Below are 21,211 nucleotides of genomic sequence, written 5' to 3' on the forward strand. Positions count from 1 at the left end.
GGCTTGGGCCGAGCCTGGGGGGAGGGGACATAGCTGCTGCCGCTCTCCCAGGGGCGGGAGTGCTCCTGATAGCTGCGCCCGCTCTGCTCCAACAGCTCGGGGGGAATTTCTCCGGCGAAGCGGGAGGGGCGGTTGGCGCTGGTGCGGCCGTAGAGCATACGCATACTGGCGCAGGTCAGGTGCAGCTGTTCTTTGGCCCGGGTGAGGGCCACATAGCACAGCCGCCGCTCCTCTTCCATCTCCTCCTCGTCGCCGATGCAGCGCATACCGGGGAAGATGCCCTCTTCCATGCCCACCACAAACACCACGGGGAACTCCAGGCCCTTGGCCGAGTGCATGGTCATCATCACCACCGCGTCCTCGTTGGGGTCGTGGTTGTCCAGGTCGGTGTACAGGGCGATTTCGTCCAAGAATCCCGCCAGAGTGGGGGATTCACTGTTTTCCATGTACCCCTTGATGGAGGTGAGCAGCTCTCGGATGTTCTCCAACCGGGTTCGGTTTTCCACGTCGGGCTTTACGCTCAGCATGGCGGCGTACCCGGTGCGCTCCATGACCATCTCATAGAAGGCGGCTAAGTCCATGGAGCGGCTCATGACCTGTAAGTCCCGGATGAGGGAGGCGAAAGCATTCAGCTTGGCGGTGGCCTTTTGCAACTCGGGGTACTGCTCGGCCTGGCTCACCACCTGCCACAGGGAAAGCCCCTCTTGGGCGGCGATGGCCCGGGCCCGATCCACAGTGGTGGCGCCGATGCCCCGGGTGGGGACGTTGATGATGCGGGACAGCCGCAAATCATCTTGGGGGTTGGCCACTACGCACAGATAGGCCAGCATGTCCTTGACTTCCGCCCGGTCAAAGAAGCGGGTGCCCCCGATGACCCGGTAGGGGATGCCGGTGCGCTTGAAGGCCAATTCCAACTGGTAGGACTGGGCATTCATACGGTAGAGAATGGCGTGGTCCCGCCACTTCATCCCCTGCCGGTAGTGCTCCAAAATGGTGTTGGCCACATATTGGGCCTCATCGCTTTCGTTCATGGCGGTGTAGAGATGTACTTTGTCCCCTTCCGCCCCTGCCGTCCACAGCTCCTTGCCCTTCCGGCCCTGGTTGCGGCGAATGACGTGGTTGGCCGCTGCCAGAATGGTCTTGGTGGAGCGGTAGTTCTGCTCCAGGCGGATGCACTGGGCGCCTTTGTACTGGTTCTCAAAGGAGAGAATGTTCTCGATGGTGGCGCCCCGGAAGCGGTAGATGGACTGGTCGTCGTCCCCCACCACGCAGATGTTTTTGTGGCCTCCGGCCAGGAGAGAGGCCAGGAGGTACTGCATGTGGTTGGTGTCCTGGTACTCGTCGATGAGCACGTAGCGGAACCTGTTTTGGTAGTAGGTCAGTACCTCCGGCTCCTGCTGGAGCAGGCGCACAGTGTGGAAGATGATGTCGTCAAAGTCCAGGGCTCCGGCCTCCCACAGCCGCTTTTCGTAGGCGGTGTACAGGCGAGAGATTTGTTCCAGACGGAAATCTCCACTTTTTTTGGCCTCGTTGTGGAAGTCTTTCGCCAACTGCATCTGGTCCTTGGCCTTGGAGATGACCCCCAGCACCGAGCGGGGCGGGAAGAGCTTTTCATCCATGCCGAACTCCTTCAGGCAGTCCTTTACCACCCGCAGGGAGTCGTCGGTGTCGTAGATGGTGAAGGAGGAGGGAAAGCCCAGCCGCTCAATGTCCCGGCGCAGGATGCGCACACAGGCGGAGTGGAAGGTGGAGGCCCAGATGTCCAGAGCCTGAGGGCCCAGTACCCGCTCCAGCCGGTCTTTCAGTTCCCCGGCGGCTTTGTTGGTGAAGGTGATGGCCAGAATGGTCCAGGGGGGCGCGGGGTCCAGTTCACACAGCCGGGAAGCGTACTCCCGCCCTTCCGGGGTGGGATGGTCCACATAGTGGCGTAAAAAGTCCAAATCTTCGTCCGTGGCCCAGCCGGGGACTTCGGTGGAATCCGAGCCTCGGCCGTAGCGGATGAGGTTGGCCACCCGGTGGATGAGCACGGTGGTTTTACCGGAACCTGCCCCCGCCAGCAGCAGCAGGGGGCCTTGGGTGGTGAGCACCGCCTGGAGCTGCTCCGGGTTTAGGTTGGGGTAGTCCAGAGCAATGGCGGCCCGGCGCAGAGAGGCAAATTCCGAGCGCTGTTTTTCGTTGAGCATCTATCATCAAATCCTTATTGCAAAATCGGTGTTCTGTCATTATAGCAGATACCGCCAAACAGGGCAACCGATCCCCGGCGGTTGACTTGCCGGGGTGCAGCCGTTACAATAATAAAAGATGTACAATGGGAGGTGGCGGGCATGCGAAAGCTAACCTGGTTTGCCGGGGGCTTTGCCATGATGTGCCTGCTGCTGGTGTTGGGGGCTCCGGTGGGATATCTGGTGATTCCCGGCGTGCCCCTGCTTTTGGGTTGGCAGAAGTGCCAGCCCAAAAGCCGGGAGGACTGGGTGGAGTTGCGGGGGTGCCATCCCCGCAGATACTTTGTCTGGCAGGTGTGCCGGAGAGGTATGACAGTGGCCGCTGGCTGTGTGGCGGGGCTGTGCTGGTTTTCCATCTATTATTATATGGTGTGTCTCCCTGCCCAGGCCTGTGTGGGAGAACAGACCATTTCCGGTACCGTCATCTCCCAACCCCAGATGACCACCACCGGCAGCTACTCCCTGGTGGTGCGGCTGGATGGCGGGGCAGACCTGCGCCTCAACGCCCCGGAGAGCTGGCAGGACGTGCAGCTGGGTGACCACGTACAAGTGGAGGGGCAGGTGGAACACGCTCCCTTCACCTATGGGGATGAACTGTTGTATTTCACCGCCAAGGGAGTATTTCTCATGGCCTCCTGCGACCAGGCTCCCACCGTGGAACGCCCCCGTGTGCTGCCATGGGCGGAGTGGCCGGCTTGGGTGGCCCAGCGGCTCAAAGAAGGAGTGGAGACCGCCTTTGACCAGACAGTGGCCCCTATGGCGGTGGCGGTGACCCTGGGAGACAAAACCGGACTGTCCGATGGGGCGTATCAGGACATGACCCGGGCGGGGGTGCTCCACGCCGCGGTGGTGTCCGGCCTGCACATCTCCTTTTTGGTGGGCGTGCTCACCTTGTGTTGCCGGGGCAGCCGCCGGTGGGGCATCGCACTGATTCCCGTGCTGTTCTTTTATGCCTTTATGGCGGGGGCCACTCCTTCCGCCTTTCGGGCGGTGTGGATGCAGGGGACGGTGCTGGCGGTGCCCTGGGTGAGGCGAGAGCAGGATTCCCCCTCTGCTCTGGCTTTGGCGCTGTTGGTGCTGCTGATGTTCAACCCCTATTCCGTGGCCAGTGTGGGATTGCAGCTGTCGTTTCTGTCGGTGATGGGGATTCTTCTGATCACCGGGCGGATTTATACCCGCATGACCAAGCCCTTGGAGGACTGGAAGAATAGAACAGGATGGAGGCGGCTGGTGCGCCGAGGCTGGCAGTGGGTCAGCGCGTCTATTTCTGCCTCCCTGGGCGCCATGGCGTTGACTACGCCGTTGTGTGGGTTTTTGTTCGGACAGGTGTCTTTGGTGGCGCCGCTGGTTAACATTTTGGTGTTGTGGGCTTTGACGGCCCTGATGGTATGCGCTCTGGGACTGGGCTTTCTGGCCCTGTGTCTGCCGGGTGTGGCCACCCTGCTGGGTCAGGGCGCGGGGGTGCTGGGCCACTATGCCCTGTGGGTGATCCACCAGTTTGGCACCCTTCCCCACGGGGTGTTGGATATGAACAACCCGTACCATGTGATTTGGCTGGTGGGTGTGTATGCCGTGGGCGGCCTGGTGCTGTGGGGCAGCGTGCGCACCGTGCAAATGGTTTTGGCCGGGGGTGGTCTGGCGGCGGCGCTGGCCCTTCCGGTGGGGTTGTCCGCCCTGACAGTGGCCCAGTCCGATTTGATGGTAGTGGGGCTGGACGTGGGCCAAGGCTCGTCCACGCTGCTGCTCACCGGGGATGCCACCGTGTTGGTGGACTGCGGCGGAAGCCTGTCCACTTCGGCGGGAGATATTGCCGCAGACTATCTAAACTCTGTGGGACGCGATGGAGTGGATGTGCTTTTGCTTACCCACCTGGACGAGGACCACTTCAACGGCGTAGAACGTCTTTTGGACCGGATAGAGGTGGGCCAGGTGCTGGTACCCGACTCGGATTTGGACCAGGAGCAGGCCCAGACCTTGGAAGGCTGGCTGGAGGAGCGGGACATTCCCTGCCAGTGGGTGGGGGATGAGACCGAGCTGGCCTTGGAAACCCTGAACATCCGGGTGATTCCGCCCCTGGGCAGCGGCACCACCAATGAGGAAGGTCTGTCCGCCCTGTGTACGGTGAACGACTTTGACGTGCTTATCACGGGAGATGCGGACAGCTATGTGGAGCACATGATTGTGCGATATTTTGTCATCCCCAACATTGAACTGCTGGTGGTGGGCCACCACGGTTCGGCGGATTCCACTGGGACGGAGCTTTTGGGCTGGGCCCGGCCGGAGTTGGGCATCCTCTCGGTGGGGGAGGACAATCCATATGGACACCCGGACGATGAGACCTTGGAGCGGCTGCACCGCTCAGGGGTGGAGGTCCACCGCACCGATCTGGAGGGTACGGTGACGGTGGTGGTGCAGGGGGACCAGGTGGGAATCTGGTGAGAACAAGGAGGAGGGAACGGTATGCCGCCCAAGAATCAAACAGATAACACCGCCATGCGGGAATTGAAGCAGGCGCTGCGCCAGGGAAACCTAAAAAATCTCTACGTTTTTTACGGGGACGAGGCCTTTTTGCGGGAGTATTACCTGGGTGAGGTGAAAAAGGCCATTCTGCCCCAGGGCATGGAGGACTTCAACCTCCACGCCGCCCAGGGCAAGGAGTGCACCGTGGACTGGATTGCCCAGGCGGTGGACTGCCTGCCTATGATGAGTGAGCGCACTCTGGTGCTGGTCACCGACTTTGACCTCATGGGCCAGGGGGAGAGCGGGCGCAAGCAACTTTTGGAGCTGTTTGCCGACCTGCCCGACTACTGCTGCCTGGTGTTTGTCTACGATCTGGTGAATTTTAAGGTGGACGGGCGCAGCAAGTTGGGTACCTACCTGAAACAGTCTGGGGCCTTGGTGAATTTCCAGCGTCAGAGTACCGGCGACCTCACCGACTGGATCGTGCGCAAATGCAAGGCTATGGGCCATCAGGTGGACCGGGCCGATGCCCAATATCTCATCTTCCTGTGCGGGGACAGCATGACCAACCTGTCCACCGAGTTGGAGAAGATCTGCGCTTACGCCGCCCAAGAGCGCATCACCCGGGCGGATATGGACGCGGTGGCCATCCCTCAGGTGGATGCGGTGGTGTTCCAGATGACGGACGCCCTGGCCCAGCGGGACTTTAACAAAGCCGCCTCGGTGCTGGCCGACCTGCTCCACAGTCAGGAGTCGGGGGTGATGATCCTCTCAGTGATGGGCAAATACTTCCGCCAGCTGTACACCGCTCGGCTCTACCTGGACGCGGGGAAGAGCCGCAGTGACTTTATGGAGCTGTGGGGGATGAAGCATTCTTTCCAGGGGGACAAAATCATGGATGCCGCCCGGAAATTCTCCCTGCTGTGGTGCCGCCACGCGGTGCGCCGGTGCAGTGAGGCGGATATCCAGCTGAAAGTGAACTATGGAGCAGATGGAGAGATTCTCACCCAGCTGCTCATGGAATTATCCGCAGGACGGAAGGTGATCGAGTGCTGAAAATCAAAGAGGCCATCATTGTAGAGGGCCGTTACGACAAAAACAGTCTGTCCCAGGTGGTGGATGCCCTCATCTTGGAGACCTCCGGGTTTGGGGTGTTCAAAGATGGGGAGAAGCTGGAACTGATCCGCCGCCTGGCCCAGCGCCAGGGCATTATCGTGCTCACCGATTCCGACGGGGCGGGATTTGTCATCCGCAACTATCTCAAAGGGGCCATTCCTAAGAATCAGGTGAAACACGCCTACATTCCCGACGTGTACGGCAAGGAGCGGCGCAAGCGCAAGGCCGGCAAAGAGGGCAAGCTGGGGGTGGAGGGGATGAACCCGGATATCCTTCGTCAGGCCCTTTTGCGAGCGGGGGCCACGGTGGTGGACGGGGAAGGCCCTGCCCAAGCCCGGGGTGACCTGACCCCGGCGGACATGTTCGCTCTGGGTCTCACCGGCCGCCCTGATTCCGCCGCCCGCCGGGAGGCGTTGCTGCACAAGCTGGGCCTGCCCCAGCACATGAACAGTAAAGCGTTACTAGCCATGCTCAATGCCCTGCATACCCCGGACGAAGTGGCGCAGATGGTGGAGGAGCTGGAGAAATGAGAAAAGCCTGGGTGAGCGGTTTGCTCACCCAGGCTTTTGCTTGAATATGGGCTACGACTCAGGTTTTGTTCTGGCTGGAGTGGGTAATACGCATGGGAAGAAACACCGTTGGCCGCATGGCAGCTATGCCGATCTCACAGATGAGCTGTCCGCTGAGGATGTCATTTTGCGTCATGGTGTCATGACCCACCTTGACGTAGTACGCCTGATCCGGTGTTGCTCCCATCAAAATGCCGTTGCGGCGCTGGGATTCCAAGAAAAGGGAAACTGTGCTCTTAACACGGTTCCAAAGGCATTCGTCATTGGGCTCATACATCGCCCAACTGGTGTAGACTCGGATGGATTCCTCCAAGAAGATGGAGAGCCGCCGTACGTTAATATGTTTCCAGTTGTCGTCATTGGAGCAGGTACGGGCGCCCCACGCCCGGATGCCCTGTTTTGGAATGGCGCAAATCAAATTTACACCCTTTCGGGCAAGTGTGCCTTGTTCCTCCTGGTTGTACAGGGCGGATAACCCGGTGCACTCTTTGACAACCTCATTGGCCGGGGCCTTATGTACGCCGCGGGTAATGTCTACCCGGGCATAAATGCCACACACCGAACCGGAAGGTGGCATGTAGGTGGGACGTTTGAGCAGTGAATCATATATCTGTATCCAGGGAGCGTAAAGTGCGGCGTAAGAGGTGTTGTAGGCGCTGCGGTAGGTGATCAAGGCATCCACCGAAGTGCAGTCCAGCGGGGCGTCCAGCACGGCGAAACGGTTGCCCAGATGTTCGCAGTGGGCAATGAGTTTAGCCTGTACATTGGCATCGGTAACACCGGGTACCGCCAAAATGGATACGTCATGGATCTCCTGAAATGCCTCGATGCCTGTGCGCTTCCCAGGTCCTCCATCGGTGCCGCGGAACACATCGGCACTGATGTTGCTCAGCGTACCGTTGGTGCCGCCGCACAGGGAAAAGCGGAGTTCTGTGTCTTGTGCGGTTCCACCCAGCACCACCAACAAATCCCCGGTTTTGTCCGCTTCGTGCAGGGACAAGGACACCAGCGTAGACTGTTTGACTATCGTAGGTAGGTACTCTGGTGCCGCCGGATTGAGGGAACATCCGGAGAATTTTTCTTCCTCGCCACCTCCACAAATGGCAAGGTCCACGCCACAGGCTTCCAGAGTATATTGGGAGATCAGGTGGGGGTCTACAACGTTGTCGGGTAGGCCCGGATCGGTGGCAATGGCACTTCCGTTCAGGGCGGTGATCTTATGATAACTCACATGGTCTCCCATCCGGCATGCAATCACATCCCCCACCTGAAATCCGGTGGCATTTTCCAGTTGGTATGGAGTTCCACTTGCGGTGGGTTCGGCCCGCAGTATCCGGGTACAGGCTCGCACACAGCGGGTCAGTGTGAGCTGTATACCATTGCCCCAGGTACCAGGGGAAAGAGCGGTTATCTGCATCACCTCGTCGGTATGTTTGGCCACAGCGGTATCTCCAGGAGCAACTCGCATGACATAGCAGGCCATACCGCCATTGGCAAAAAACTGCTCCACCGCATAGGGTAAAAAACGATAGGTTCTGTATTCTTCTTCTGAGAGATACTCCCCGAACCACCGTCTGTATTCTGAAAAGCTGCGAATCAGAACCGGTTGTCCCGTGATAGGACCCTTTTCCGCCAGGCCGACAAAGCCAGCTGTGCTGGTACCCACGCCGTCCATAGGTTTCATGCCGGAATCAAATTCTTCCGTATAAACGCCAGGTGCAACATAATTCTCCATAATCTTTCGTTCCTTTTCGGTTTTCACAGGGCGGCACTGATTCGGAAGTGGGCCGCTGTGCGCATGCTATGTAACTCTGACAGCCGGGCCTTTGGCGCAAACGCAGGGCAGCTTAAACCGGAAGCCCATCGTTTAAGTAGCTGATAAAATCCTGCTCAACCAACTCGTAGTCAATGGAAGATTGAAGCTGACCCATCTGATCTTTCCAAGCGTCTATGTTCGTTCTCACCTTGCGAAAACCCAAGGATTCATAAACGTGTTGTGCTCTGGTGTTCTTCAAATTTGTGTCGAGAATGATTTTAGAATAGCCGTTTTGGAACAGCCAGCCAATCAGCATACTCAAAATTTTTCTTCCCACACCACGATTTTGACCATCGGTTTCGCAGATCTTAATGCCGATTTCAGCAACACCGTGATCTACATTACGATAATTGCACTCACCGATCAGACGATCATTTTCTTGAATGACCAGACAACCCTTACCAAGTCCTCTTATGACTTCCTCCTCGGTGGTTCCTACGCCGTGGGGAAAACCTGCGTGTGCCATGACAGCGCCATCATTCCACCAGGTGGCAAGCTGCTTTGCATCGGAGACTTCGGCTTGACGGATGATTAAGTTTTCATACTGAATTTTTTCCATTCGCTCTCCTCCATTGCAATTTCTGTGGATGAATGAAGTATAACGGATTTACAAAAGACGTGCAAGAGTATGACTCATTCACTTCCCAAAATCCTGGGTAGGCAGTAGAAGTGGGCGAAAAGTAAAGAGTGAATAGTGAAGAAGTAAAAATCCCGAACGCATTCGCATTCGGGACTGGGGCCCCACATGGTGGGGCGGCTCTGCCGACCCCGAGCATCATAAATCACTTGCGGCTACCAAATAAAAGGACACAACTTATGTTGTGTCCTTTTATTTGAAGTATCGCAACAGTATAGATGCACGGCTATCAGGTCTGCACCTAAAACCAAATCGAAGCCCAGCGCAGCGGGTTCGATTTGGAAAGGAGGAGCAGCAAAATGAGCGCACTCTGACTTTTGAAAAAAGTCGGAGCAAGCGATATGACGCTTGCTCCGACGTGGTGACCCAGCGGGGACTCGAACCCCGGACCTTCGCCTTAAAAGGGCGTTGCTCTACCAACTGAGCTACTAGGTCATATGAAGTTTTCCAGATGTCCCCCCGGGCGAGCCAGGGGGACGTTGGTCTGGCTGGGATGGTTGGACTCGAACCAACGAATGCGGGAGTCAAAGTCCCGTGCCTTACCACTTGGCTACACCCCAATGAAAGGATGGAAGCAAGGGCCGGAGCGGACGCTCCGGCCCTTAGCCACAGTATGGGGTGGGTAATGGGGCTCGAACCCACGACACCCGGAACCACAATCCGGTGCTCTGCCAACTGAGCTATACCCACCATATTTACTTCTTGCGCTGATTCAAGCAGGGCGAAAAACTGGCACGCCTGAAGGGACTCGAACCCCTGACCCACTGCTTAGAAGGCAGTTGCTCTATCCACCTGAGCTACAGGCGCGTATGGAGCGGGTGATGGGAATCGAACCCACGCGACCAGCTTGGAAGGCTGGGATTCTACCATTGAACTACACCCGCAGGTAAAGGGTGACGCCCCAAACATCAGCCTGTGTATAATAGCACAGAATGTCTGGGGTGTCAAGCCCTTTTTGTAAAAAATCAATCCAGAGGGGCGTCACAGAAGGCGCAGCAGTCCACACCGCCGTTTTTCTTCACCAGAGGAGGCAGATAGTGCTCGGTCTGGGTGATGCACCGGGGATTGTGGCACACAGGTTTGGTGCCGATCTCCACGGGGGCGGGGGTCATACGGGGCTGGTTGGCCAGATCAGACAGCAGAGCCATGCGGGCAAACATGCCGAAGCGGGCTTGCTGGAAGTACACGGCACGGGGATCGTCGTCCACATCCACGGTGATCTCATCCACACGGGGCAGGGGATGCATGATGAGCAGGTTTTCCCGGGCCCGGTCCAGCTTGGAGCGGGTGAGCACGTAAATGCCCTTGTTGCGCTCGTACTCCAGGGGGTCCACAAACCGCTCTTTCTGAATGCGGGTCATATACAGCACGTCCAACTGGGGAATGACGGTCTCCAGACCGGTGACCTCCACAAAGGGCATGTTGCGCTCCTGCATGAACTGGCGCAGGTACTGGGGAATGGCCAGATCCCGGGGAGCGATGAGGTAGAAGCGAATGTTCTGGAACTTGGCCAGCGCTTTAATCAAGGAGTGGACGGTGCGTCCGTTTTTCAAGTCGCCGCACAGACCGATGGACAGGCCATCCACGCTGCCTCGCAGGCGGGTGATGGTGGTCAGGTCGGCGGTGGTCTGGGTGGGGTGCATGTGTCCGCCGTCACCGGCGTTGATCACCGGCACGTCGGAGTAGAGAGATGCGGCCTTGGCTGCGCCCTCCCAAGGGGTGCGCATGACGATGACATCGGCGTAGTTGGATACCATTTTAATGGTGTCCTTCAACGTCTCGCCCTTGGCCACCGAGGAGGAGTTGGGGTCGGCAAAGCCGAACACCGAACCGCCCAGGCGCATCATGGCAGTTTGAAAGGAGAAGTTGGTGCGGGTGGAGGGCTCGTAAAATAGGTTGGCCGACACCTTACCGTGGCATACATCTAAATACTGTTCCGGATGGTCAATGATCTTGTCCGCTCTTTTATAAATCTCGTCCCATTCCTGTCGTGTCAAATCCCCGAAGTCAATCAAATGACGCATGTGGAGTCCCTCCTTGCAAAGTTCGATACATTGTACCACAAACCCCCAGGTCAAACAACAGGTAACTGGTGGTAAAAATCCGGTGGAAAGAAAAAATTTTTATTCATTTCATGAGAAACCCCTCCTTGGGACACACTAGGGGGACAGGAGGGGAAACCATGCAAGAATTGATTTGGTATATATTGGTGTATAGCTTTCTGGGTTATTTGTTGGAGGTGGCCTATTCCAAGGTGGTTCACGGCCATGGGCGGGGGCGCAAGTGTCTGCTGCTGCTTCCCCTGTGCCCGGTGTACGGGGTGGGAGCAGTGGCCATTGTGGCACTGAGCGGACCGGACCCTCAACCGCTGTGGGGTATGACGGTAGGGTGCTTGGTGGCCACAGCCACCGAGTTTCTCTTTGGCCTCTATTATAAATATGTGTTGGGGGTCTCCTTTTGGGATTATTCCCAAGTGGGGGGAAATGTGGGGGGATTGGTGTGTCTGCCCTTCTCTCTGGCCTGGTCTGGGCTGGCTTTGGTGCTTCTTTACACAGTACACCCCTTTGTAAAGACTTGTGTCTTGGCCATTCCTCCCCAGCTTTCCACCCCAGCGTGGATCGTATTCCTGGCTGATTGCCTGGTTAGTAGTTTTGCACTAAAACGGGAAGGAAATGCACTGGTTTTACAATGGTATCGCTAATTGCGAAGAATTGGGCTGACTTTACAGAGACTTTACAAAGTCATGAGCGCGTACTTTACAAAACTTTTGTAAACTCGGTACTGTTCCCAAACGAGGAAAACAACAAACAAGTCATAAATGAAATGGAGAGACGAAACAAATGAAGAAGTTTATCGCTGTGCTGATGGCTGGCGCCATGGCTTTCAGCCTGGCCGCTTGCGGCAACCAGGCTGCCAAGGAGTCCGACGCAGGTTCTGACAAGTCCGAGAGCCCGGCTCTGTCCGGCAACGTGGTGTGCCTGGGCTCCACCTCTATGACCGACGTGATGAGCATCCTGGCTGAGCAGTTCGGCCTGGACAACAAGGGTGTCACCGTGTCCGTGGAGGGCGGCGGCTCCTCCGCTGGTGTGGAGGCTGCCATGAACAGCACTGCCGACTTTGGCCTGGCTTCCCGCGGCCTGAAGGACGAGGAGAAGGCTGAGGGCCTGGTGGAGAACATCATTGCTCTGGACGGCATCGCCATCATTGTCAACGCTGAGAATAAGGTTGCCGACCTGTCCGTGGAGCAGATCGCCAAGATCTTCACCGGCGAGATCACCGACTGGTCTGAGGTGGGCGGCGACGCTGGCGAGATCGCTATCATCGGCCGTGAGGCTGGTTCCGGCACCCGTGACGGCTTCGAGTCCATCACCGAGACCGAGGACAAGTGCCAGCTGGATCAGGAGCTGACCTCCACCGGCGCTGTCATCGAGGCTGTGCGCAGCAACACCGCTGCCATCGGCTACGCTTCTCTGTCCGCTGTTGAGGGTGAGGACGGCATCGCCGCCATCACTGTGGACGGTGTGGAGTGCAACGAGTCCACCATTCTGGATGGTACTTACAAGATTCAGCGTCCCTTCGTGGTCGTGACCAAGGAAGGTGTGGAGCTCTCCGCTCAGGCTCAGGCCTTCTTCGACTGGGCTATGTCCGCTGACGCTGCTGACCTGATCCGTCAGGCTGGCGCCGTGCCCACCGCTGAGTAACAACAACTCAAAGGGACTAGCCCCCATCCCCGTAGCGGGATGGGGGCCATTCCCCTGTGTAAAGGAGAATATAAGTGGATAACGAGAATGTAATGACTCAAACCACCAAGGAGGTTGTACCCATGGCCTCAGAGAAAAGTAAAGAACAGTCTAAGGTGCACACAGCTCGGCAGCTGCGGGATGCCGTGGAGCTGCTGGTAAAAACGATCTTCTTCCTGTGCGGTTTTGTGGCCGTGGCCAGTGTGTTGTTTATCAGCGTCTACCTGGTGATTTCCGGTCTGCCCGCCATGCTGGAAATCGGGGTCACCGACTTTTTGTTGGGAGACACCTGGGACGGTAAGAATGGACCCCACGGCATTTTGCCCTTCATTCTCACCTCCTTTGCGGGTACGGCTGGGGCTGTGATTGTGGGTGTGCCGGTGGGCGTGCTCACCGCCATGTTCCTGGCCAAGGTGGCCAACCAACGAGTGGCCTCGGTAATCCGTTCTGCTGTGTCCCTGTTGGCTGGCATTCCCTCCGTGGTGTACGGCCTGGTGGGCATGGTGGTGCTGGTGCCCGCCATTCAAAAGGCTTTCAAGCTGTCTTCCGGCGCCTGCTTGCTGGCTGCCATCGTGGTGCTCACCGTCATGATCCTTCCTTCCATCATCAACGTGGCTGAGACCTCCCTGCGGGCGGTGCCCAAGGAGTATGAGGAGGCCTCCCTGGCTCTGGGCGCCACCCACACTGAGACCATCTTCCGAGTCTCCCTCCCCGCCGCCCGTTCCGGTGTGGCCACCGCCATTGTGCTGGGCGTGGGCCGTGCCATTGGCGAGGCCATGGCCATCATCATGGTCTCCGGCAACGTGGCCAATATGCCCGAGAACCTGTTTACCTCCGTGCGCTTCCTTACCACCGCCATTGCCTCCGAGATGAACTACGCCACCGTGGGCTCTTTGTGGCGGGAATCTCTCTTCTCCATTGCTCTGGTACTCTTCCTCTTCATCATGCTCATCAACGTGGCACTCAATGTGTTTGTCAAGAATAAAAAGGAGGGCTAAATCGTGGAACATCTGTCTTTGAGCCGCCGTATCTATGATCGCGGCCTGCGAGCTCTGCTCTACCTGTGTGCAGCCCTCACCGTGGCCCTGCTGGTCTTCATGATCGGCTATGTCTTTTACCGTGGCCTGGGTGGCATCACCTGGGAGTTTTTGACCACCCAGCGCAGCCTAATCCGTGGTACCGACGGCATTTTGCCCAACATCCTCAACACCCTGTACATCATTTTCCTCTCCATGATTATTGTGCTTCCCCTGGGTGTGGGCGCTGCCATTTACCTCACCGAATACGCCACCAATCACAAGCTGGTGGCCATCATCGAGTTTGCCACCGAGACCCTCACCGGCATCCCCTCCATCATCTTCGGTCTAGTGGGTATGCTCTTCTTCCAGCAGATCATGGGTCTGCAGTACGGCATTCTGGGCGGCGGTTTGACCCTGGTCATTATGATCCTGCCCACCATCGTGCGTACCACCCAGGAATCCCTGAAAACCGTGCCCCAGTCCTATCGAGAGGGCGCTCTGGGCCTGGGCGCCGGTAAGTGGCGCATGGTGCGTACCGTGGTGCTGCCCAACGCGGTGGACGGCATTGTCACCGGTTGCATCCTGGCCGTGGGCCGTATCGTGGGCGAGTCTGCCGCTCTGCTGTTCACTGCCGGTATGGGCAGCGTGCTTAACAACTTCTTTGAGTCGCTGACCACCTCCTCCGGCACCCTCAGCGTGGCTTTGTATGTGTACGCCAGCGAGCACGGCGACGTGCAAAGCGCTCTGGCCATTGCCGCCGTGCTGATGGTCATCACCCTGGTCATCAACATCCTGGCTGCCGTGGCCGGTAGCCGCCTGAAGAACAAGTAAAGGAGAACTGCTCCCATGAACGCCATTTTAAAAACCGAGAATTTGAATCTGTGGTATGGCCAGAACCATGCCCTGAAGGATATCAACCTGGAGATGCCCCAGAACCAGGTCACCGCTCTCATCGGCCCCTCTGGCTGCGGCAAGTCCACCTTCCTCAAGACCCTGGACCGGATGAACGACTTGGTGCCCTCCGTGCGCATCGAGGGCAAGGTCATGTACCGGGACCAGAACATCTTTGATCCCCAGGTGGATGTGACCTGGCTGCGCCGCCATGTGGGCATGGTGTTCCAGAAGCCCAACCCCTTCCCCATGTCCATCTACGACAATATCGCCTATGGCCCTCGCACCCACGGCATCCGCAACAAAAAGCAGCTGGATGAGATTGTGGAGAAGTCCCTGCGTGGCGCGGCCATCTGGGACGAGGTGAAGGACCGGCTGAAGAAGTCCGCCCTGTCCCTGTCTGGCGGCCAGCAGCAGCGTATCTGCATCGCCCGGGCTCTGGCGGTGGAGCCCGACGTGCTGCTCATGGATGAGGCCACTTCTGCTCTGGACCCCATTTCCACCTCCAAGATCGAAGATCTGATTGCAGAATTGAAAAAAACGTATACAATAGTGATTGTGACGCATAACATGCAGCAGGCCACCCGTGTGTCCGACCGCTGCGCCTTCTTCCTCCACGGCGAGCTGGTGGAAGCAGACGACACCGAGAAGCTGTTCTCTGTCCCCAGAGATAAGCGTACCGAGGACTACATCACCGGACGATTCGGCTAAGGAGGAAGTTGCTGTATGAGAAAGACGTTTGACGCTGAGCTGGTGGAGCTCAGCCACCAGCTCACCGCCATGGGCACCGTGACCCAGGACGCCATCGACCTGGTCACCGCCTCCCTCACCCAGGGCAAGGCGGAGGGTGCAAAGGCCACCATTGAGATGCGCAACAACATGGACCAGATGGAGCGGGACATTGAGAACCGCTGCATGTCCCTGCTCATGCGCCAGCAGCCTGTGGCCCGGGACCTGCGCACCATTTCCGCTGCTATGAAGATGGTCACCGACCTGCAGCGCATTGGCGACCAAGCCGCCAACATTGCCGAGATCTCTCTGCTCATTGCCGAGAGCGGCGACAAGCCCGACGTACCCCAGGAGATTGTCTCCATGAGCCGTCAGGCGGGCCTCATGGTGCGTCAGGCCATTGCTGCCTACGTGGACCGGGACGAGAACACCGCCCGGGCGGTCATCAATCTGGACGACGTGGTGGACGACCTGTTTGTCCAGCTCAAGAAGATCCTGGTGGAGCGCATTGCCACCCGAGCCGACCACTCCGACCGCTCTGTGGACCTCATCATCATCGGCAAGTACCTGGAGCGAGTGGCCGATCACGCCGTGAACATTGCCAACTGGGCAATTTTCTGTGTCACCGGCGAAATTCAGTAACGACTAAAGGAGAGAACAACCATGGCCCTACGCATTGCCATTGTGGAGGACGACCAGTCCATCCGCACCATGTTGGAGTACTATTTCAAATCCATGGGCCACGAGGTGCTGGCCTACGAGAGCGGCGAGGATTTCTTTGCCGACGCGCCTGTGGCGGATTTGGCTCTGCTGGACGGCATGCTCCCCGGTATGGATGGCCTGGACATTGTCCGGCGGCTGCGGGGGGATGAGGCCACGGCCAAGATGCCCATCATCATGCTCACCGCCCGTCAGACCGAGATGGACAAAGTCACTGCCCTGGATTTGGGAGCGGACGACTACATATCCAAGCCCTTCGGGGTCATGGAGTTGCAAGCCCGGGTCAACGCGGTGATGCGTCGGGTGGGGGACAGTGACCCTCTGCTGCGCTATCGGGATCTTGTGATCGACCCCGCCGGGCGCACCGTCACCCGGGGCGGCGAGGACATTTCTCTGACGTACAAGGAATTTGAGCTGCTGCGGCTGCTGGTGCGCCGCCGGGGCACGGTGCTCACCCGGGATGAGATCCTGGCCGCCGTGTGGGACTACGATTTCACCGGCGAGACCCGTACCGTGGACATGCACATCAAGGCCCTGCGCCAGAAGCTGGGCGAGGGCTATATCACCACGGTGCGTTCCGTGGGCTATAAGATGGGGTGAGTGACGTTGAAGAAGAAACTGACCATATCCATTTTTCTCATTGCGGCCTTGTCGGTGGTGATTTCCGCCGCCGTGGGGATGTGGACCTTCCGCCAGCGGGAGATTGACACGGCCCGGTCCAACCTCACCGAGCTGCTGGCACTTATGGATGCCCAGAACTATGAGACCTGGACGGAGGAGCTGTTGGAGCAGTTTACCAAGGCGGCCCCGGAAAAGCGCCTGACCATCATTTCTCCTGACGGCACGGTGCTGGGGGATACGGATAAGGAATCCCGGGAGAACCACGCCACCCGGCCCGAGGTGATCGAGGCCAAGGAAAACGGGGTGGGCGAGGATGTGCGCCGCTCCGCCACCACCGGCATTTACACCATTTACGTGGCCCGGGTGTTTACCGACGGGTATGTGGGCCGGGCAGCTATGGCTTTGTCTTCCGTCAACGCTCTGGTGGCGCAGACCGCTGTGGGCCTCATTGCCGCGGCGGTGCTGGCTCTGGTGCTGGCCTTTGTGCTGGCCCGACGTCTGGCCACCACCACCGCCAAGCCGGTGGAGGAGGCCGAGGTGGCCGTGCGCCAGGTGGATGAGACCTTGCAGTCGGCGCGCAGCGAATTTACCGCCAACGTCACCCACGAGCTGAAAACGCCTTTGACCTCCATCAAGGGTTTTACCGACATGCTCTCTTCGGGCATGGTGACCAAGGCGGAGGATCAGCAGCGGTTTTTGACCATGATCTCCGTGGAAGTGGACCGACTGTCCAATCTGGTGGATGACATTCTCACCGTCTCGGAACTGGAGACAGTGGCGGGAGCCACCGGCACCGAGCGGGCGCCCCTGATGAGCATCACCCGGGACGTGGCAACCATTCTCCAGCCCCAGGCGGAAAAGGCGGGGGTGCAGCTGAACGTGACGGGCGGCGAGGTGGAGGCCTGCATTGCCCCCGACCGCTTTAAGGAAGTGGCCATCAACCTGATGGAAAATGCCATCAAGTACAACCGCAAGGGGGGACGGGTCACCGTCACTGTGGAGCCCTCCGGCGGTATGGCGTACTTTGTGGTGGCAGATACCGGCATCGGCATCCCCGAGGAGAGCCAGAGCCGTGTCTTTGAGCGCTTCTACCGGGTGGATAAGGGCCGCAGCCGGGCAGCTGGCGGCACCGGCTTAGGGTTGGCCATTGTCAAGCACATTGTGGCCCTGTACCAGGGCAACATCAAGCTGGCCAGTGTGGTGGGTTCCGGCACCACCGTGGCGGTGACCCTGCCTTTGGCCAAGAAGTAAATACAAGAAAAAACAAGTGCTATCCAAAGCGGATAGCACTTGTTTTTTATAGGTTTTCGTTTTTCAGAGCTTCCACCAGCTGCTGTTTGCGTACCTTTCTGGCGGCGTAGGCCATGGTGGCAAACACCACCACAAACACGCTCAGACAGGCAATACCCAGAGGAATCCAGGGCACCTGGAAGGGGAGGGGGTAGCCTTGGTTGATGGCGTCGTAGATGAGGTAGCTGACGAAGATGGACACGGGAATGCCTAGAATCAGGGCTCGAGTGCCGTAGAGGATGCACTCAAAGCCCAGCATGCGCCGCATCTCCCGCGCCGTCATGCCCACCGACTGGAGCATGGCGAAGTCCCGGGTGCGCAGCATCACGTTGGTGGAAATGGTGTTGAACACGTTGGTCATGGCCACCAGGGAAATGAGGGCAATGAAGCCGTAGGCAAAGACCTGGATGACAAGAATGAGGTTTTTCTGTCCCTGTTCTTCTTCGGCATAGTCACGGGGGGATTCCATGGAACTGTGGGAGCGCATCAGTTCTTTGATGTCCTCCGCGGCTTGATCGTGTTCTTGGGACAGCATGCGGACGCTGGGCATGATTTGAGTATCCGCGCCCACTATGGTTGCCATTTGGGAGACAGGGTAGACCAGAGTAAGGCCGTTGCTGCGCTGGAGGTAGAAGGGCCAGTCCTGAGATACCACGCCAATGTCCAGAGTTGTGGAATTGTAAGCCTCTTCCACAGGGACAAAGAGGTCTTTGTAAACCCCGGAAGTGTAGTCCAGGTATTGAAAATAGATTTTCCCATCCGAGAGGGTTACTTCTTGCTGTGGAATGCAGTGTTCCAGGAACTTTGGCCGCAGCATGGTAAAGGAGCAGGAGGTGGTCTGGAGGGACTCCACCCAGACATATTTTCCCTGTTGGGAGTCAAACAGGGCGGCGCCGTCAAAGGCAATGCCCTGGCCATGGGAAATGGAATAGGTTTGGGCCAGTGCGTCAAACGTGTTTTGATCCACAAACACCAGCTGGAAATTCCCTCGAACCTTATCCTCATCGGTGCTGGAAGGGGTCTGAATGGCTGGGTTCAAATCGTTGGGGAGAAAATCTCCCACACAAGATACTTCCCAAACCATGGCGGCCTGATCCACACCATCCATCTGACGCAGCTGGGTCATGAGAGAATCCTCCGTTAGGCCCGGAGCGGGGTCATAGGACAGTTCCAAATCATAAGGCATGCCGGAAAAACCACCCAGTACGGATTGGGTGAGGGAAGATGCAAAGGAGGAGGCAGAGACAAAGAGTACCACGCTGAGGAAGAGACTGAATACCGTGGTGCGGTACTTTTTGGCGCTGCGCTTGTAGTACTTCACACCCAGCACTCCAGGCAGGCCGAAGAGCTTCCGGGTCAAAAGGGAGGGGCGCACCAGCTTTTTGGTGCCGTGGATGTCCTGGGACTGGCGAATGGCCTCCATGGCGGACACCTTGGTGGCCCGACGGGAGGGAATCCAGGCGGAGAGAAGCACCGTCACCACCCCCAGCACCACCGCGATGAGTACTCCCAGCCAGGATATATGCAGCTGCATGGGTACCAACAGGTAGTCGTTGAGAAATAGGGTGCTGACCAGTTTCAGGGTAATTCCGATACCTACGATGCCGGACAAGATGCCCAGGGGTACGCCAATGGCGCTGAGGGCCAGAGCTTCGAAGCGCACCATGCGCCGCAGCTGTTTTTTGGTGGCCCCCAGAGAGGAGAGCAACCCGAACTGCCGGGTGCGCTCGGAGACGGATATGGCGAAGGCGTTGTAAATGAGAATCACCGAGGCGGCCACGATGATGATAAGGACAATAGCGGCTAGACGGTACAGGGTATCGTAGAAGGGGGCATATCGGGAAATGCCAGAGTAGAGCAGCACTCGGCTGTTGGTTTTTTTCAGGTTGTGGTTGGTCTGAAAGGTGTAAGCCTGGCTTGGGTCGGTGAGGGACAAGTACACGTCGCAGATTTCATCCCCCGACAGGGAGGGGTCTGCCCCGGTGAATACGGTATACCCTGGAGCAGAGTAATCCTCCAGTCCCCAACGCTGGCAAATGCCTACCACGGTATAGGTGTGGGGCTGGGTTTCCTCCAGAGTCTCCTCCTGGTCGAAGTCGTAGGGGTTGTTTTGTCCCAGGGCAAAGCCCTCCGACATGCGCTGGCCCACCGAAAGGGTGAGAATATCCCCCACCTGATAGCGCCGACCACAGGCATCCAAATAGTGCTGAGGCAGGACGATTTCATTGGATGAGGTGGGCATGCGGCCCTGGGTGAGGTGGATGGAGAGTAGGTCTGTCCCCGTGTCTGGCAGGCCCAATACATAGAAATAAGGCTTGTAGGCGTTGAGGCTGTCCGGGGCTTTGGCGTAGCCCAGATGCTGTGTGTATACGGATGTTTCCACATCTGTGGCCTGGGCCAACTGCTGATACTTCTGGTAGGTGATATCCAACTGGCCTACGTGCCAGCTGCCGGAGGAATACACCTCCCGGTCCAGCAAATATCTCTGCATGCTGGTGGTGAAGGTGGTCACCGCGCACAGCATGGCGGTGGACAGGATGATGCCTATGATGGTGACGATGGTGCGGGTGCGGTTTTGTTTCAGGGCTTGCAGGGTGACCTTGTGCAGCACGTTCATGGACGAATCACCTCATCCCGCACAATTTTTCCGTCCTCAATGGCAATTACCCGGTCGGCCTGGAGGGCCAAAGACTCGTCGTGGGTGATGACAATGAGGGTCTGGTGATAGGTGCGGTTGGACAGCCGCAGCAGTTCCACGATCTCCTGGCTGTTTTTGGAGTCCAGGTTTCCGGTGGGCTCGTCGGCCAGCACCACCGCCGGGGCGTTCATCAGGGCCCGCCCGATGGACACCCGCTGCTGCTGGCCGCCGGATAGCTGGTTGGGCAGGTGCCGCTCCCGGCCCCGCAGTCCCAAAGTGTCCAGCAATTCATTCAGCCGCTTGGGATTTACCTTCTGCCTGTCCAGCAGCACCGGCAGGGTCATGTTCTCCACCACGTCCAGCACGGGAATCAGGTTGTAAAACTGGTAGATGAGCCCCACCTGACGGCGGCGGAAAATGGCCAGCTTCTCCTCGTTTTGGGCGTATACGTCACACCCATCCACGTACACCTTGCCGCTGGTGGGTTTGTCCACGCCCCCCAGCAGATGCAGCAGGGTGGACTTGCCCGACCCGGAGGGGCCGATGATGGCCACAAATTCCCCGCGGTTTACGGAAAACGATACGTCATCCAGGGCTTTGACCTGATTTTCCCCGGTGCCGTAGGTTTTACACAAATGCTCCACACGAAGCAGTTCCATGTTCATTCCTCCTTTGGGATTGTGGCTACATCCTACCACACCCAGGTGACAGGGCCGTGACTTGTAAGTGACAGATCCGTCACA

At 58.1% G+C, this 21,211-nt stretch carries 17 protein-coding genes and 5 tRNA genes; 11 read left to right on the top strand and 11 right to left on the bottom strand.

Features of this window, described 5'->3' with window-relative positions; genetic code table 11:
• The coding region (locus tag B5G37_RS06755) for a UvrD-helicase domain-containing protein (protein WP_143482892.1) at positions 1-2,183 on the bottom strand (2,183 nt) is incomplete at its 3' end.
• A gap of 141 nt (positions 2,184-2,324) precedes the next feature.
• Here B5G37_RS06755 and B5G37_RS06760 point away from each other — a divergent pair.
• The 3 genes from B5G37_RS06760 to B5G37_RS06770 are packed head-to-tail and all read left to right on the top strand — an operon-like array spanning position 2,325 to position 6,328.
• On the top strand, positions 2,325-4,661 hold the full coding sequence (locus B5G37_RS06760) for a DNA internalization-related competence protein ComEC/Rec2 (RefSeq protein ID WP_087255786.1): 2,337 nt from the start codon (positions 2,325-2,327) through the stop codon (positions 4,659-4,661).
• A 21-nt stretch (positions 4,662-4,682) separates the two neighbouring features.
• Positions 4,683-5,738 carry a DNA polymerase III subunit delta gene (gene holA, locus B5G37_RS06765; protein WP_087255788.1) on the top strand — a complete coding sequence of 352 codons (1,056 nt, stop codon included), beginning with the start codon at positions 4,683-4,685 and terminating at the stop codon, positions 5,736-5,738.
• Positions 5,732-6,328: a DUF4093 domain-containing protein gene (locus B5G37_RS06770; protein WP_087255789.1), complete on the top strand. Its 597-nt coding sequence runs from the start codon at positions 5,732-5,734 to the stop codon at positions 6,326-6,328. The genes holA and B5G37_RS06770 overlap by 7 nt, the downstream gene beginning before the upstream one ends.
• 58 nt (positions 6,329-6,386) lie before the next feature.
• Here B5G37_RS06770 and B5G37_RS06775 read toward each other — a convergent pair whose 3' ends face one another.
• The 8 genes from B5G37_RS06775 to pyrB all read right to left on the bottom strand — a co-directional run bounded on the left by B5G37_RS06775 (position 6,387) and on the right by pyrB (position 10,844).
• A complete protein-coding gene (locus tag B5G37_RS06775; RefSeq protein ID WP_087255791.1) occupies positions 6,387-8,102 on the bottom strand; it encodes a phage tail sheath subtilisin-like domain-containing protein in 1,716 nt (571 codons plus the stop codon).
• A gap of 112 nt (positions 8,103-8,214) precedes the next feature.
• Complete coding sequence (locus tag B5G37_RS06780; RefSeq protein WP_087255794.1) at positions 8,215-8,742, bottom strand: GNAT family protein; 528 nt, start codon at positions 8,740-8,742, stop codon at positions 8,215-8,217.
• Between the two features lie 437 nt (positions 8,743-9,179).
• Positions 9,180-9,255 (bottom strand) — tRNA-Lys (locus B5G37_RS06785).
• Between the two features lie 50 nt (positions 9,256-9,305).
• Positions 9,306-9,380: transfer RNA gene (locus B5G37_RS06790), tRNA-Gln, on the bottom strand.
• 54 nt (positions 9,381-9,434) lie between these two features.
• Positions 9,435-9,510 (bottom strand) — tRNA-His (locus B5G37_RS06795).
• A gap of 40 nt (positions 9,511-9,550) precedes the next feature.
• Positions 9,551-9,627, bottom strand: a tRNA-Arg gene (locus tag B5G37_RS06800).
• 3 nt (positions 9,628-9,630) lie between these two features.
• A tRNA-Gly gene (locus B5G37_RS06805) sits at positions 9,631-9,704 on the bottom strand.
• 81 nt (positions 9,705-9,785) lie between these two features.
• Positions 9,786-10,844 (bottom strand): aspartate carbamoyltransferase, encoded by a 1,059-nt coding sequence (gene pyrB / locus B5G37_RS06810; protein ID WP_087255796.1) that lies wholly within the window; start codon positions 10,842-10,844, stop codon positions 9,786-9,788.
• Positions 10,845-11,002: 158 nt separating this feature from the next.
• On the opposite strand from pyrB, the gene B5G37_RS06815 reads away from it, so the two are divergent.
• The 8 genes from B5G37_RS06815 to B5G37_RS06850 all read left to right on the top strand — a co-directional run bounded on the left by B5G37_RS06815 (position 11,003) and on the right by B5G37_RS06850 (position 17,791).
• On the top strand, positions 11,003-11,521 hold the full coding sequence (locus tag B5G37_RS06815; protein WP_158099364.1) for a putative ABC transporter permease: 519 nt from the start codon (positions 11,003-11,005) through the stop codon (positions 11,519-11,521).
• A gap of 139 nt (positions 11,522-11,660) precedes the next feature.
• On the top strand, positions 11,661-12,521 hold the full coding sequence (locus B5G37_RS06820) for a phosphate ABC transporter substrate-binding protein (protein WP_087255800.1): 861 nt from the start codon (positions 11,661-11,663) through the stop codon (positions 12,519-12,521).
• A 122-nt stretch (positions 12,522-12,643) separates the two neighbouring features.
• Positions 12,644-13,558 carry a phosphate ABC transporter permease subunit PstC gene (pstC, locus tag B5G37_RS06825; protein ID WP_242962803.1) on the top strand — a complete coding sequence of 305 codons (915 nt, stop codon included), beginning with the start codon at positions 12,644-12,646 and terminating at the stop codon, positions 13,556-13,558.
• The gene (pstA, locus tag B5G37_RS06830; protein ID WP_343229694.1) at positions 13,559-14,410 is read left to right on the top strand and encodes a phosphate ABC transporter permease PstA; all 852 of its coding nucleotides are present in this window, start codon (positions 13,559-13,561) and stop codon (positions 14,408-14,410) included.
• A 15-nt stretch (positions 14,411-14,425) separates the two neighbouring features.
• Positions 14,426-15,181 carry a phosphate ABC transporter ATP-binding protein PstB gene (gene pstB / locus B5G37_RS06835; protein ID WP_087255805.1) on the top strand — a complete coding sequence of 252 codons (756 nt, stop codon included), beginning with the start codon at positions 14,426-14,428 and terminating at the stop codon, positions 15,179-15,181.
• A gap of 15 nt (positions 15,182-15,196) precedes the next feature.
• Positions 15,197-15,841: a phosphate signaling complex protein PhoU gene (gene phoU, locus B5G37_RS06840; protein ID WP_087255807.1), complete on the top strand. Its 645-nt coding sequence runs from the start codon at positions 15,197-15,199 to the stop codon at positions 15,839-15,841.
• Between the two features lie 21 nt (positions 15,842-15,862).
• The gene (locus B5G37_RS06845) at positions 15,863-16,519 is read left to right on the top strand and encodes a response regulator transcription factor (RefSeq protein ID WP_087255809.1); all 657 of its coding nucleotides are present in this window, start codon (positions 15,863-15,865) and stop codon (positions 16,517-16,519) included.
• A gap of 6 nt (positions 16,520-16,525) precedes the next feature.
• Positions 16,526-17,791: an ATP-binding protein gene (locus B5G37_RS06850; protein ID WP_242962805.1), complete on the top strand. Its 1,266-nt coding sequence runs from the start codon at positions 16,526-16,528 to the stop codon at positions 17,789-17,791.
• Between the two features lie 46 nt (positions 17,792-17,837).
• Here the strand turns inward: B5G37_RS06850 and B5G37_RS06855 are convergent, their stop codons facing one another.
• Complete coding sequence (locus tag B5G37_RS06855; RefSeq protein ID WP_087255811.1) at positions 17,838-20,447, bottom strand: ABC transporter permease; 2,610 nt, start codon at positions 20,445-20,447, stop codon at positions 17,838-17,840.
• Positions 20,444-21,127: an ABC transporter ATP-binding protein gene (locus B5G37_RS06860; protein ID WP_087255813.1), complete on the bottom strand. Its 684-nt coding sequence runs from the start codon at positions 21,125-21,127 to the stop codon at positions 20,444-20,446. Before B5G37_RS06860 ends, B5G37_RS06855 begins: the two co-directional genes overlap by 4 nt.
• Between the last annotated feature and the right edge of the window lie 84 nt (positions 21,128-21,211).

The organism is Pseudoflavonifractor sp. An85 (genome assembly GCF_002161235.1).
GTDB lineage: Bacteria > Bacillota > Clostridia > Oscillospirales > Oscillospiraceae > Enterenecus.

Bases quoted from the DNA above. Each gene is read 5' to 3' on its own strand.
- B5G37_RS06760 (WP_087255786.1), top strand. From the start codon at position 2,325: ATGCGAAAGCTAACCTGGTTTGCCGGGGGCTTTGCCATGATGTGCCTG.
- holA (WP_087255788.1), top strand. From the start codon at position 4,683: ATGCCGCCCAAGAATCAAACAGATAACACCGCCATGCGGGAATTGAAG.
- B5G37_RS06775 (WP_087255791.1), bottom strand. From the start codon at position 8,102: ATGGAGAATTATGTTGCACCTGGCGTTTATACGGAAGAATTTGATTCC.
- B5G37_RS06780 (WP_087255794.1), bottom strand. From the start codon at position 8,742: ATGGAAAAAATTCAGTATGAAAACTTAATCATCCGTCAAGCCGAAGTC.
- pyrB (WP_087255796.1), bottom strand. From the start codon at position 10,844: ATGCGTCATTTGATTGACTTCGGGGATTTGACACGACAGGAATGGGAC.
- B5G37_RS06815 (WP_158099364.1), top strand. From the start codon at position 11,003: ATGCAAGAATTGATTTGGTATATATTGGTGTATAGCTTTCTGGGTTAT.
- B5G37_RS06820 (WP_087255800.1), top strand. From the start codon at position 11,661: ATGAAGAAGTTTATCGCTGTGCTGATGGCTGGCGCCATGGCTTTCAGC.
- pstC (WP_242962803.1), top strand. From the start codon at position 12,644: ATGGCCTCAGAGAAAAGTAAAGAACAGTCTAAGGTGCACACAGCTCGG.
- pstB (WP_087255805.1), top strand. From the start codon at position 14,426: ATGAACGCCATTTTAAAAACCGAGAATTTGAATCTGTGGTATGGCCAG.
- phoU (WP_087255807.1), top strand. From the start codon at position 15,197: ATGAGAAAGACGTTTGACGCTGAGCTGGTGGAGCTCAGCCACCAGCTC.
- B5G37_RS06845 (WP_087255809.1), top strand. From the start codon at position 15,863: ATGGCCCTACGCATTGCCATTGTGGAGGACGACCAGTCCATCCGCACC.
- B5G37_RS06855 (WP_087255811.1), bottom strand. From the start codon at position 20,447: ATGAACGTGCTGCACAAGGTCACCCTGCAAGCCCTGAAACAAAACCGC.
- B5G37_RS06860 (WP_087255813.1), bottom strand. From the start codon at position 21,127: ATGGAACTGCTTCGTGTGGAGCATTTGTGTAAAACCTACGGCACCGGG.